General features: G+C 61.2%; 10 protein-coding genes. 3 read left to right on the top strand and 7 right to left on the bottom strand.

The annotated features are described in order from the left end of the window. Positions 1-26 precede the first annotated feature (26 nt). Both ESZ00_RS13280 and ESZ00_RS13275 read right to left on the bottom strand, forming a co-directional pair. Positions 27-1,439 carry a tetratricopeptide repeat protein gene (locus ESZ00_RS13280; protein ID WP_164981508.1) on the bottom strand — a complete coding sequence of 471 codons (1,413 nt, stop codon included), beginning with the start codon at positions 1,437-1,439 and terminating at the stop codon, positions 27-29. A gap of 148 nt (positions 1,440-1,587) precedes the next feature. After that, on the bottom strand, positions 1,588-4,857 hold the full coding sequence (locus tag ESZ00_RS13275; RefSeq protein ID WP_129208734.1) for a TonB-dependent receptor: 3,270 nt from the start codon (positions 4,855-4,857) through the stop codon (positions 1,588-1,590). Positions 4,858-5,038: 181 nt separating this feature from the next. On the opposite strand from ESZ00_RS13275, the gene ESZ00_RS13270 reads away from it, so the two are divergent. From ESZ00_RS13270 to ESZ00_RS13260, 3 genes are read left to right on the top strand one after another with little or no spacing between them, the layout of a single operon-like run. Continuing rightward, complete coding sequence (locus tag ESZ00_RS13270) at positions 5,039-6,028, top strand: substrate-binding domain-containing protein (RefSeq protein ID WP_164981507.1); 990 nt, start codon at positions 5,039-5,041, stop codon at positions 6,026-6,028. A gap of 2 nt (positions 6,029-6,030) precedes the next feature. Further along, positions 6,031-8,145 carry a histidine kinase gene (locus ESZ00_RS13265; RefSeq protein WP_129208732.1) on the top strand — a complete coding sequence of 705 codons (2,115 nt, stop codon included), beginning with the start codon at positions 6,031-6,033 and terminating at the stop codon, positions 8,143-8,145. A 13-nt stretch (positions 8,146-8,158) separates the two neighbouring features. Then, complete coding sequence (locus ESZ00_RS13260; RefSeq protein ID WP_129208731.1) at positions 8,159-8,800, top strand: response regulator; 642 nt, start codon at positions 8,159-8,161, stop codon at positions 8,798-8,800. Positions 8,801-8,931: 131 nt separating this feature from the next. Here the strand turns inward: ESZ00_RS13260 and ESZ00_RS13255 are convergent, their stop codons facing one another. From ESZ00_RS13255 to aroB, 5 genes are read right to left on the bottom strand one after another with little or no spacing between them, the layout of a single operon-like run. Next, a complete protein-coding gene (locus tag ESZ00_RS13255) occupies positions 8,932-9,753 on the bottom strand; it encodes a PASTA domain-containing protein (protein WP_129208730.1) in 822 nt (273 codons plus the stop codon). Positions 9,754-9,759: 6 nt separating this feature from the next. Beyond that, positions 9,760-10,161 (bottom strand): OsmC family protein, encoded by a 402-nt coding sequence (locus ESZ00_RS13250; protein ID WP_129208729.1) that lies wholly within the window; start codon positions 10,159-10,161, stop codon positions 9,760-9,762. A gap of 23 nt (positions 10,162-10,184) precedes the next feature. Next, complete coding sequence (locus ESZ00_RS13245; RefSeq protein ID WP_129208728.1) at positions 10,185-11,654, bottom strand: cation diffusion facilitator family transporter; 1,470 nt, start codon at positions 11,652-11,654, stop codon at positions 10,185-10,187. A 35-nt stretch (positions 11,655-11,689) separates the two neighbouring features. Further along, entirely contained in the window at positions 11,690-12,451 is a 762-nt protein-coding gene (locus ESZ00_RS13240; RefSeq protein WP_129208727.1) for a ubiquinone/menaquinone biosynthesis methyltransferase, read from the bottom strand. Next, positions 12,448-13,539 carry a 3-dehydroquinate synthase gene (aroB, locus tag ESZ00_RS13235; protein WP_129208726.1) on the bottom strand — a complete coding sequence of 364 codons (1,092 nt, stop codon included), beginning with the start codon at positions 13,537-13,539 and terminating at the stop codon, positions 12,448-12,450. The genes ESZ00_RS13240 and aroB overlap by 4 nt, the downstream gene beginning before the upstream one ends. Between the last annotated feature and the right edge of the window lie 19 nt (positions 13,540-13,558).

Here is a 13,558-nt window from a genome sequence, read left to right as displayed (position 1 = left end):
CGTGTGAGCGGCTACGGGCGTAAAGGTTATGGCGTGCTGTTTTGCGGCTGCGTATCGGAAAGTTGATACCGCACCTGGGCGGCTTTTTCTTTCTGCTTGAGATCATTGAGGCGCGCCACCATCGCTGTGACGGCTTCCTTGTTTCCCAGCCTGCGCTCTGCCTGCATCTGCTGATAGAGCGCCGACTGGTCGGTGGGATCGTTCTTCAGAGCGATCTCCGCCTGGTGAATCACTTCGTTATAGTTTTCCGTCTGCAACAGCAGCTTGCAGTAAAGGTCACGCGCCGATTGATAACCAGGCTCAAGCTCGAGCGACTTCTTCACTGCCGCAATGGCTAGCTTGAGATTCTCCTCACCCGAAGTCTGGTCCTGCTCCGAGAGCGCCTCGGCATAGAGGTACTGCAGCAACGGATCGCCGGGATGTGCAGCGGCCTGTGCGCGAAAGATGGCCAGCGAGCCGGCGGCATCGTGCTGCTGGCTGTGGACCATTCCCATCGCATCCTGCGCGAAGGAGAGTTTTGGATCGAGTGCGTGCGCCTTCTGAAAATCGCTCACGGCAGCGTCGATCTTGGACAGTTGTACCTCCAGAACGCCGCGGGCGAGGAACAGCCGCGCGGAATCGGGTATCTGCTGGATACCGGTGTTCACCATATCGATGCCGACCTGATAGGACGCATGGTTGAATGACAGAGTGGCAAAGAGAAGATAGTTCTCAGGATCGTGAGGGTCCTTAAGAATCGCGGTTCGCAGCCATTGCACCGCATGCGGCGTGTCGTTGGAATCCTCCGCGATCTGTGCGGCCAGGCTATAGACGCGGCTGCCCGCATCGGTCGAAGCAAGCAGCGCCGCAAGGGTGCGCAGCGCTGCAGCATTGTCCTTCGACTTCCACTGCACATAGGCGAGTGTGACGAGATTGGTTTCGCTCGCATCCTGCGTGGCCAACTGCTGGAAAAGCTCGATCGCCTGCTGCGGCTGGTCTTCGGTGAAGAGGCAGGCCGCGTATTCGCGCTGTGCTTCTTCGCTGTGCTCTATCAATGCCGAGCTCTTGGCGAAGTGCGTGATGGCAGCGGCGCAGTTGCCGTGCTGAAAATCGAGAGCGCCAAGCATGGCATGCGTCGTGGGATCATCCGGCCGCTGTGCGAGGATGCGCTCCAATAGTGCCGCTGCGTCTGGCGCATGTGCGGCGTAGTCGATCTGCGCCGCGCCCTCAAGCGCGGGCAGTGATTGAGGGCAGAACTTCAGGGCTCGATCGAAAGACGCCCGGGCCTCTCCTTGCTGCCCCATACGCAGCAGCGCGATGCCGCGCAGCGTGAGGATGCGGCAGTCGGAAGGACTGGCCTTCAGCACTTTATCGGCGTCTGTTAATGCCTGCGCATTCTGATTGGCTCGCAGCTCCGCGGTAATGGCCTGCGCCGCCTCCGTCTCCTGTGCGAGCGACACGGAGGACAGCAGGAGGACAAGGAATGCGAGAAGAAGGGAGCGCCTGGAAGTAGAAAAGGTCAAGGATTCAGCCTGCTGCTTGAGATGGGATAGAGGAAGTGGCCGGCAGAGAGCAGTTTTCTCTCTGCCGGCCACCTGCCTGCTTCTGTCAGAAGATCAGGTTACCGCCAATCTGCAGGAAGCGCGGAGTGTATTGCGCCGTCGCCTGGCCGAAGTTGCCGTCGGGCAGGTTGCTATCGACGGAGTTCAGGTTGGCACGGTTGAAGAGGTTGAAGAATTCGAAGCGCAGCTGGAAGTTCACGCGCTCGGTGATTGCGGTGTTCTTGAGCAGTGCCGCATCCCATTGCGCAAAGCCGGGCTCGCGGAACTGGTTGTACCTTTCATTGCCCTCCGATCCGAAGGTCGAGGGAGCAGGGAAGTTGCTCTTCGAGAAGAGGCCGTGGCGATAGGCATACCGGCTGGTGGAGTACTGGTAGCTGGAGACATCCGGGAAGTCGAAGTTATCGCCGTCTGCGTTGTAGTCGCCGCTGCCCGCGGCATAACCGATGTAAGTCCCGTCCGCGTTGGTGATCGGATCGAAGGCCGCATTGGTCGAGACAGTGAACGGGGTCCCCGATTGGAGAATGGTCGTGCCGCTCAGCAGCCAGCCGTTGGTAGCGCGGCCAACGAGCCCCTGGCCATGATGAAGTCCCGGGATCTCATAGTTCCACGCCAGCGAGAAGCGGTTCGGAGCATCCCAGAGAGACGGCCCGTAGTACTGATGTGGGTTGATGTATGTGGGAAAGACCTGCGTATCGTCATTCGAGGCCGAGCGCGTATACGAGGCGTTGAAGAAGGCGTGCTTAAAGCGTCCGCGCACCGCGGCCACGAACGCGTTGTAGTTCGAGACGCGATCGTTCTTCGTATACAGAATCTCGCCGAAGCTGGTGTTGAGGCGGGTCGGCGTGAGGCTGTTGTGGAGGATCAGGTCGCCTGGCAGTTCGTTGATGTCTTGACCATAGCTGACGTTGTAGACCTGTCCGCCGCCGGACAAGAGGCTTCGCCCATTGGCGCCGGAGTAGGCCAGGCTCGCCGCGATCGTGGATGAGATCTGGTGCTCGATCTCAGCCGAGTAGGTATAAGTGACAGGCGAATGCAGGTTGGGATCGATGGCTCCAATGCCGAACTGCAGGCCATTGATGCCGCCCTTCTCGTTGAGCGTATAGGCTTCAATCGATGGCGCGGGGAAGTTGAACGGCTTCTCATTGGAGGTACCGAAGCCGAAGACCGGCGCAGGACCGGAAGCGCCGTAGAACGTGGGGAAGATATCGCCCGGAGGATTGCCGCGATACTCTTCCTGCAGATTGGCCAGGGTCGGCCAGTTATGAAAGAAGCCCGCGCCGCCCTTCACGACCCAGCTGCCGTTGCCGGTGATATCCCACGCAATGCCTCCGCGCGGACTGAAGACATCGGTGATCGCGCGGTTAAGCGCATGGTTGTGGCGGATCAGAACGCCGTTCGCAATCTGCGCCTGTTCGGTCTGTCCCGCTCCGAGATAAAAGTTCGAGAAGGCTGTATTCGACGAGCGCGACCAGGGATTGCCGAAGTCATCCCAGCGCAGGCCGAAGTTGGCAGTAAGGCGCGGTGAAATCTTCCATGTATCTTCGATAAATGCGCCGTTGGTTACGCCGGCCGCATTCCAGTTGTACTGGTCGCGCTGTCCGGTGAGCGGGTTATAGGCCAGCCCCGTTTCGGTATAGACATTGTCCTGCGCCAGGTCGAGCAGGCTGTTGAAGCTGAAGGTGGGCTGATCGTAGGGACCGTTGAAGATTTCGATGTCATCCCCGAAGAGACCTTCGTAGCCGATCTTTACATCATGCGACTTGAAGGTGTGCGTGAGCACATCGCGCCAATGATAGTTGTGCTGGATGAAGTCGCCTTGGGCAAAGCCCGCACCGAAGCCGGTTCCGATGCTGGTGACATCGACCACCGGCACGGAGAAGAGACCGGTCGCCGGTTCGATGCCTTCCACGCGCATCACGGCAAAGGCCGCCTCATTCAGCGTGGTGGGGCTGAAGGTATGCGTCTCGTTGATCTGCAACGCGTACTGGTAGTAATTGCTGGTGGTGTCGAAGGCCGCTCGCGGATCGAGGCCGTTGGTGTTCAGCGTCGTGCGATAAAAGTTGCCGTAAAGGCGATCATGCGCAAAATCCTTGTCCAGACGGATGTTGTACTGCATGCCGTTGCGGTACGCGCTCGAGGAGAAGCTGCCCGTGTCTACCATCGCCGTGCTGCAGGGGAGATAGCTGGTCGAGGATGTGCCGCAGGTCGAAGGGAAGAGATCGGCCGCGGTCTGGCTGACGGAAACACCGGTCACATTGCTGACCGGATACTTGCTCAGTAACGTCGTGCCGACGGTGCTGGGAAAACTCGCCTGTGCGAAGGTTGTGAACTCAGGGTCTTCAAAGGTAGTTCCATAGGTCGATGCCGCTGAAGAGCGCAGCGGCTCAATGGCGAAAAAGAAGAAGCCCCAGTTGTGTTTGGGCATAATCGGTCCGCCGATGGTGGCCGAGATGTTGTTGCTGTGGAAGGGCGCGTAGGACTGCGTGAACTCGGTTTTGGCGAGCCATCCCTGATAGGTGAAGTAGTCGCTGGCATTGCCGTGATAGGCGTGGGTGCCGGACTTGGTTGTCATCGTCATCTGGATGGAACTGGCGCGGCCGTAGTCCACTGTGTACGTGTTGCTCTGGATGCTGGTTTCCTGGATGGAGTCGGGGTTCGGCGTCATGTTGAGCACGCCGGCGCGGATGGAGCTGGTGACGTCGAGACCGTCCACCACATACATATTGCCGACCGCGCCCTGGCCGTTCGCGCTGGCATCCACCTGGGTCTCCGTGGAGTAGTTATCGCGGCCTGATCCGGGGCTGCCGTTGCTGGTGACGCCAAGGCCGGTGACACCCGGCGCGAGCGTGACAAGCGAGATCATGTTGCGGCCGGCCAGCGGCAGCGATGAGAGCGTCTCGGTGCTCAGTGTCTCCTGCAGGCGGGTGTCACCGGTATCGAGCAGCGGTGCCTGCGTGGTGACCTCGATCGTCTGCTTTTCTCCGCCCAGCGTGAGCTTCACGGGCAGAATCATGGTCTGGTTCGTGGTCAGCGAAAAGGAGCTCAACGCCTCGGCGAATCCCTTGGCTACAACTTTGAGCTGATAATTTCCCGGGGCAAGACTGACGAATTGATAACTTCCGTCACTGGCGGAAGTGACCGTTTTCTGCTCCCCGGTGCCGGTGTTGGTGAGAGTCACGGAAGCCGCTGGCACCACCAGGCCCGAGGGGTCCTGCACGGTGCCGGACATACTGCCGCTGAACTGCGCGAAGGCGCTTGAGACCGCGAGCGCGACGACACACAACAGTCTCGCAGCCAACCTGAGATTTTGTTTCATTCCAACCTCCAAGAGTGTTTCCAGTGTTCTTGCCCGGCGCATATACTCATGAGCCGTGTGCTGCTGCCGATTCGGAAAAGGTTTTCTCCGCGTAGTTGCATTCCGGACGTTCAGCAAGCACCCCGAACCTTATTGGCGAGAAACGGGACTGGCAATAGGTCACATGTACCCACGAAGATTCTTGGCCGGACAACTCCCAGCCCGACAGCTGCATGCCAGGTGTGTCCTGCGCCTGTGCGTAGCCACGCTGCTGGCGGCAGTCCTCAGCGCATGCAGCAGCGGGCCGCCGCGGATTGCCGTCATCCCGCGCGCCTGCGGCACGGCGCTGTGGGAGCCGGAGCATGCAGGCGCGGCAGACGCCGCTCGGGTGCACGGTATCTCGCTCTACTGGAACGCGCCGACCCGTGCCAACGATGTGCAGCGGCAGATCGCGCTGGTCGAGCGCGTCTCGTCAGAACCTTACGAAGGCATTGTGCTTGCCCCCGACGAGTCGCTGGCCTTCCGCACTCCCGTTCAGCGGCTGTTGAAGAAACATATGCCTCTGGTTGTGGTCGGCACGGAGCTCGGTATCCAGCCTGGCGATGATTTTTCCTACGTGCTGAGCGACGAAGCTGCAGCCGGGCAGATCGCGGCGCGGCGCATCGGCCAGCTGCTGCATGGTCAGGGTGAAGTCGCAGTGCTGGGTATGGACCCGAAGCTCGCCAACATCATGTTGCGGGAGCGCAGCTTCGAATATGCGTTGGCCGCGGAGTTTCCCCGCATCCATGTTGTCGCCCGGCGCATGGGCCAGACAGATGTCTCCCAGGAGCAGGAGACCGCGGAAGAGCTCCTGCGCAGCAAATCTTCTCCGGACGCGATCGTCGCGCTCTCTGCGGAGTCCACACGCGGTGCTTATTACGCGCTGGTCGAGTTCCACAAAGCCTCGGCGATCAAACTGGTGGGCTTTGATCAGGATCTTCTGCCGCCGCTGCGCACCGGCGATCTCGACTCGGTGATCGTAGAGAACACCTACGAGATGGGACATCTGGCCATCGAGGAGATACAGGACCGCGTGAAAGGCGAGCCGGTAGCAGCGCGCACCGTCGTGTCGCCCAAGCTGGTGACCCGCGACAACATGGACACACCGGAGATACAGAAGATCTTCTCTGCGCGCTGGTGGAACGAGCAATAGCCATGACGACACGAGTGAAGTTATGGATCGCGGCTGCATGCGTATTGCTGTGCGGCGGGGTCTTTGCCGTGCTTGCCAGGGTCTCGCATACGCATCGCACCTCACCGCAGCCGCACGCTGTATCGATTGACCGGCGCGAAGACTGGACGGCCTTCGGTGGCACCTGGGGAGCGGTGGATGGCGCCATGCGCAACAATTCGGATGAGCGTGGCGCCAAGCTGATGAACGGGGCCGTAGACTGGGAAAATTATTCGGTCGAAGCGGATCTGCAGCTGCTCGGAGAGTCTGGAGACGCCGGGCTCATTCTGCGTGCGCGCAATGAAGAAGAAGGCGTAGATGCCTATAACGGGTACTTCGCCGGGCTGCGCGATCTGGATAACACGTTGATCCTGGGCCGCGCGGATTTCGGATGGCGCGAGTACGTAGCCAAGCCGGTGGTGCCCGAGGTCAGGGCGCAGCAGTGGTATCACTTCAAATTCCTCGCCTATGGCTGCGATTTTGTGGCCAGCGCGCGATCGCTCTCCGGCAAGACAACCACCACGGCGATCCGCGATCCAGGCTGTCTCACCTCCGGACGCTTCGGATTGAAGTCCTATGCCACCGGCGCAATCTGGCGCAACATCGAGATTCGCCCCGCAACACGCGCCGACGAAGTCGCGATGATCGGCGAGGCGCCGCCGCCCACCGGAGTGGCGACCCTCGAGGTCGCAGGAGCCATTCCCCAAACCTACGACCGATACTTTCAACCGCTTTACCTGGCCATGCGCGATCATCAGTCCGATCCGCATGCCGTGGCCATCAGCAGCCTGCGCCTGCTCTCTCCCATTGCTCCGACGGAGGTCACGGTGCACGGCGTCGTGACGCTGACTTCGCCGGTGGTCTTCATTCAGGACTCCGGCGGAGGCCTCGCCATCGAACCCAAAGATGCGAAGATGCCACTCGAAATCGGCGACGAAGTGGAGGCGCACGGCGACCTCTTTGTTCGCGACTACAGCCCGATTCTGAAGAACGCCTCGTTTCACGTGCTATGGTCGCGCGTGCCCGTGCCTCCCGTGTCGGTCACCGCTTCGCAGGCCGCCTCCGGCAACTTCGACTCAGCCTTCGTCGAAATCGAGGGCCAGCTCGCATCGCAGGAGCAGGGGCCGGATCACACCATCGTGATGACGCTCACCGATGGCAGCCAGTCCTTCCGCGCCATCGCCAGCGAGAAGAACTATAGCCGTTTCCCGTGGCCGCTCAAGGAGAAGAGCCGGCTGCGGATGCGCGGCATCTGTACCGTGGCCCCGGCCTATACGCACAACGACACGCCCTTCGCGATCATCCTGCCGTCCATCGACGATATCCAGATGATCAAAGGTCCGCCGTGGTGGAGCGCCGGCCACATCGTCGCTGCGGCCATGGCGCTGTTCATTCTCGTGGTCGCTATCCAGGCGATCCACGGACGTATCCGCACCCTGCGCCTGCGCGCCATCCTCGAAGAGCGCGAGCGCATGGCGCACGAGATGCACGACACGCTGGCGCAGAGCTTCGCCGGCATCGGCTTTCAACTGCAGGCCATCCGTGACGAGATTGGAAATGAGGCCGAGCTGAACCAGCATCTCGACCTGGCTACAGAGCTGGTGCGCACCAGCCATGACGAGGCGCGGCGCAGCATCTCCGCACTGCGCTCGGAGACGCTTGAACACGAAGGCCTGCTAAAGGCGCTCGATGGCTGCGCGGGAAGAATCGTCAATGGCGGATGCATCCGTGTCCGCTGCGCCAGTACAGGCGATGCGCGGACAATCCCGCTGCGTATCGCCGATGCTCTTTACAAGATCGGGCAGGAGGCGATTGCCAATGCCGTGCGCCACGCAAATCCCACCGAGCTGAAGATTGTAATCCTCTATGACCGCACCGCAATCGGGCTGACGGTGCAGGACAACGGCAGAGGATTTCCGGCCAATGAGGATGCCGCGAACTTCGGCATTCGTGGCATGGGCAAACGCGCGGAGCGCATCGGTGCCTCGCTGGAGATTCACAGCACGGCAGGCGAGGGCACGCGGGTATACGTCCGCGCGCCGCTGCCTCAGGGAAAAATTCCGGAACACTGGCGGTACTACATCCGCCGCATCTGGTAGGAGCTTGATGACCATGGAAAAACCACCAGCTAAAGGCACGGCACGCTTGCTCATCGTCGACGATCACCCGGTGGTGCGCGCGGGGCTCAACAGCATGCTGCGCAAGCAGAGCGGACTGCGCGTGATCGGCTCCGTTCACGGAGGCCGCGAGGCTCTTCAGTTCCTCGAGCGCGAGGACGCGGATGTAATGCTGCTCGACCTGCGCATGCCGGGGATGGATGGTCTCGAAACCCTGAAGGCCCTGCGCGGGATCGGTGGCGCGCCGCAGGTCGTCATTCTCTCCAACTTCGAATATGACGAGGAGATCTATCGCGCCGTCGAAGCGGGTGCCCGTGGCTACCTGCTGAAAGACACCTCCCGCGACGAGATCATCGCCGCCATCCAAGCCGTCTATTCCGGAGGAACGCATTTCCCGAAGCGGATTGCCGACCGCCTCAGCGAACGCCAGCATCGGCCATGCCTGAGCGCGCGCGAGATCGAAATCTTGGAACTGCTGTCGAAGGGGCTGACGAATAAAGATATCGGCCGGGCGCTGAAGATCAGCCAGTTCACGGTCCGCAACCATGTGTATCGCATCCTGGCCAAGATGGAAGTGGGCGACCGCACGGAGGCATCCACGGTAGCCATCGAGCAGGGAATCCTGCCGATCTCCTGACAGAGCCGGATCATAGAGCCGGATCGACAAGAGTGACAGCCATTCCCGCACGGCATCGCGCTTTTATGGAGGAGCGTGCAGGCCTTGCATGCCTGCAATGGCAGAGGGTGCAGCAGCAGGCCCCTTATGAACTACTGTGCGACGGTGAGCGTGACAGGTATGCCGCTATCTACCCGCGAGCCCGCGGCAGGCAGCTGGGACGTAACCGTGCCGATCGCGACCTGCGGCTGAGTCGGACTGGTTTCCGATGCAGGTGCTGCTGCAGGAACAGATGTCTGTGCGGTTGCGGAGGGAGTTGCAGAGGAACCTTGGATGGGAAGAGGCGCAGACTCCGTCGCCTGGGTATGCATCGGCGCGAGTTGGAATCCCGCACGGGTAATCGCCAGCGCTGCCGTTGCATAGCTTTGTCCTACGAAATTCGGCATGACGTAACCGCTGGTATCTTCTGCCGGGGCAGTTGCGGTAAGCAGGCTCACCGTGGGGCGTTCGACTCCCGAAGCGTTAGGAAGCGGCGTCTGCGCGACCACTGTGCCCTCAGCGGCATAGGCATCCGGCATCTGCGCCTGCTGGCCAAGCTCCAACCCCATGCGCCGAATCTGGATCGCTGCGACACGCTGATCGACGCCAACCAGCTTGGGGATGGCGACCTTCTGCGGCCCCAGGCTGTCGACCAGGCGCACATGCCAGTCTTTGCGCACCACTGTGCCCGGGCGCGGTGTCTGCGCATCGACGTGGCCTTCAGGAATATCGATGCTGTAGGAGTGAGCATCCACATCCACGTTCAGGCCCAGCGCTGCTGCGCGGCTGGTGGCTTCGGATACGGTCATATCCTTGAAGTCCGGCACCGCGACCTCCGCGCCGTGGATTGCAAAGTGCATGGTCACCACGGCGGAAATCAGCGCCAGAGCTGCCAGCATCAGCAGCACGAGTATGAACTGGAAGGCCCGCAGCATCCTGGCTTAGCCTGCCAGCTCCACGGAGTAGCTGATCTCGACTGACTTTTCGAGCATCAGCGAGACGGAACAGTACTTTTCCTTCGAGAGAGCTACGGCATCCTCGGCCGCTTTTTTTGAAACGCCTCCTTCGATGCGATAGACCAGATGAATCTTTGTAAAGACACGCGGCGCTTCGGCAGGTTGTTCTGCTGTGGCGGATACCGTCAGGCCGGTGATGGGCTCGCGCTTCTTCTTGAGGATGTTCACCACGTCCACCGAGGTGCAGCCGCACAGAGCCGCCAGCACCGCTTCCATCGGGCTTGGTCCATCCGCGTGCTCGCTGGTCGCGTCAAAGGTGATGCTGTGGCCACTCTCCGAGCGTCCTTCGAAAAGCAGTCCGTCTTTCCATACTGAGCTGGCAATCATGCTGTACTTCTCCTTCTTATCTCTTAATGATGATGGTTGTCTGTCGCAGGTTCCGGATGAATGAGCACCCGGTAGACCTCGGGACAGCCTAGCTTCAACTTGTCTTCCAGCGTGGTGATAACCTCATGCACGCGCGCCATCGGCATCTCGTCAGGCAGCGTGCAGTGGCACGCCAGCTGCAGCCGGTCATTTACGCGGCGCACCGTAACCTGGTGGATGTCGAGGATGTCGGGCATGGTGGATGCCGTGCGGCGCAGATGTCCCTCGATGCCGCGATCCCGTTCGATGGCCTCTGCCGTTTCGATGGTGGCCGGCTCGCTCTCGATATGGGTGAGCACATCGGAAACCTGCGGCAGCTCGCGGCGAATCTCGTCTTCGAGCATGCGTACAAAGTCGTGTGCTCGACGCAGCGGCATGGCCTCATCCAGCTCGACATGTTGTTCTACATGCAGGCCGTCTTCAAACGACTGCACGCTGATATCGTGCAGCATGACGTTGTTGCGCGATGCGACGCCGCGCACCTTGTCGAAGATGCTCTCAGCTATCGTCGAGCGAGGCACGGCGCGGATCACGACGTCGGCCTCGGGAAGCACGCGCTGCACTGCGGCGGTCGCCTTCTCCACCACGTCTTCGGAGCTCTGAAAGGTCATCTGCCGTGAGAGTGAAAGCGTCACATCGGCAAAGTACATACCGCCCGCACGCCGCATGCGTGCCTGGTCGACACTGAGCACGCCGTCGATCTTTGCAAGCTCTGCAAGAACCTGCCTGTGCATTTCGCTGGGGATGGAATCGGTCAGTGCGCCAATGGTTTTGCGCGCAAGGCCGAGTCCGAAATAAAGGATGAATCCCGAGACGACAATGGCCGCGATCGGATCTGCATATTCAAGCCAGCTCAGCCCCGAACGCTGGCCGAACTGCGAGGCGCCGACCCATGATGCTCCAAGTCCGAGGAGCACTGCGATGCTCGACCAGATATCCGATGCGAAGTGCAGGGCATTGGCCGCCAGCGCATCGCTGTGGTACTGCTCGGCGACGGCATTCAGCTTGCGGGAGCGGGAGTAGTCCACTGTGATCGAGAGCAGCAGGACAGCGAACGGCCACACGCTGTGCCGCACCGGAGCCGGATGCGCGAAGATGCGCAGCAGCGCCTCCGCGGTGATCCACACGCTCGAGGACAGCATGAGCACAGTCTCGACGAAGCCCGAGAGGTTTTCGACCTTGCCATGACCGTAGGGATGATTCTCGTCCGCAGGTTTGTCCGCCACGCGTACAGAGAAAAGCGTGAGTGCTGCACCGAAGAGATCGATACCCGAGTGCGCTGCATCCGAGAGCATGCCGAGCGAGCCGGTCATCAGGCCCACGGCGAGCTTCAGCGCGGTAATGCCTACTGCCGCAGTGATCGATAGTGCCGCCGCAGCGCGCTTCTCGGAAGACGCTGTTGCCGCCGATGCGGAGGTGGCGAAAGACGAATTCTGTGGCGTCGCGGAGCTCATGCAACCTCCAGCCTACACGGCCTGCTGCATAGCTGCTACCGTTTCACCGCGCGGTAAAGTCCCGCGATGCCGAAGGTATAGGGAGTCCAGGAAACATCGGTAAAACCGACCTTCCGCATGAGCGCCAGCATCTCCTCCGGCGGTGGGAAATTGGCCACAGAAGAGGGAAGATAGGCGTATGCGCTTCCCATGCCGCTCAGCCTGGCGCCGATCGCCGGCAGGATGCGCCGGAAGTAAAACGCATAGAGCTTGCCGAGCGGACCGCCGGGCTCGCTGAAGTCAAGGATGCCGAGCTGTCCGCCTGGAGCGAGCGTGCGGAAGAACTCGCGCAAGCCTGCCTCGTAATTGGCCAGATTCCGAAACCCGAAGGCCGAGGTGATGAGGTCGAGTGAGCCGGAGGCGATAGGAAGGTGTAGCGCATCGGCTTCAATCGCAACCGCGCCGCCGTTGCCGGTATTGAACTTCGCAAATTTCTCCGCACCGCGCGCCAGCATGCCATGCGAAAAGTCGGCGGCCAGCACCGGGCGCGAGCCCTGGGGACGGCGCTTCAAGAGCGCCAGTGTCATGTCGCCGGTACCGCAGCAGATATCGAGCACTGCCGCATCGGAACGCTTCAGCACACCATCGAAACGACGCGCGGTACGCCACCACCACCAGCGGTCCACGTTGCAGGAGAGCACGTGATTCAGCAAATCGTAGCGTGGCGCAATCTGGTTGAACATCTGCTGCACGCCTGCAGCCGAGCTCACCTCGTCGGTCGCGCCTGCTGGCCTTGCGCCGCTGGCCGAAGGGCTCATCGCTTTGCCTCGGCAAGCGTCCACGCGATGATGCTTTCGAGCTCCGCATCGGTCACATCTTCGACGACGATGGACTGGCCCACGCCTTCCGTCAGGATAAAGCGCCGCACACCGGCCTTGTTCTTCTTGTCGCGTCCGGCCGCATCCATCAGCGCGTCCACTTTTGCGCGGAACGGCGGCAGCGGTCCATAGGCGCGGATCACGGCTTCTATGCGTGCTGCTTCTTTCTCCGCAATGACACCGCGGCGGCGGCTCAGCTCAAGCGCGGCCAGCATGCCCCAGCCCACGGCTTCGCCGTGCAGCAGCTTTTTATATCCCGTAGCGGCCTCGATGGCATGGCCCACCGTGTGACCGAAGTTGAGGATCATGCGCAAGCCGCTCTCACGTTCGTCGATGCCGACGACCTCGGCCTTCATGGCCACCGATGCGGCAATCACCTTTTGTAGCGCAATCTCATCGCCGCTGAGAACCAGGTCGCTCTGTTTTTCGAGATAACGGAAGAGCGCCGCATCGCGGATGATACCGGCCTTCACACTCTCGAAGAGTCCGGCGCGCAGCTCGCGGGCAGGCAGCGTCTTCAGCGTGCTCACGTCGGCGAAGACGGCCTGCGGATGATGGAAGCTGCCGATCAGGTTCTTACCCGTGGCGAGATTCGAGCCTGTCTTGCCGCCTACGGACGAGTCCACCTGGGCCAGCAGCGTCGTCGGAATCTGCACATAAGGAATCCCGCGCATATAAATCGCCGCGAGAAAGCCGCCCATGTCGCCGATGATGCCGCCGCCGAAGGCGATGAGCAGGGAAGAGCGGTCGGCGCCGGCATCGACCATCTCTGTGGCCAGGCGCTCGATCTGCGCCATCCGCTTATACGTCTCACCCGGCGGCAGAAACAGTACGGAAGGCTTCTCGTCGAAACCGGCGGCAAGCGTCTCGCCCCAGAGAGACCAGATTTCCGGTGAGGTGAGCACGAAGACGCGTTGGCGTTCTTTCCCGAACTGCTTACGCAGCTTCTCAGGGACAGTCTTCAGCAGGCCTGAACCCACAAACACCGGGTAGGAGGCAGAGGCGGTTTGGACAGCGATCGTACGCACAATATCCCCATCGTATCGA

Source organism: Silvibacterium dinghuense (genome assembly GCF_004123295.1).
Classification (GTDB): domain Bacteria; phylum Acidobacteriota; class Terriglobia; order Terriglobales; family Acidobacteriaceae; genus Silvibacterium; species Silvibacterium dinghuense.
The sequence above is the reverse complement of the archived record's forward strand: the minus strand, read 5'-3'. Positions and strand labels throughout refer to the sequence as shown.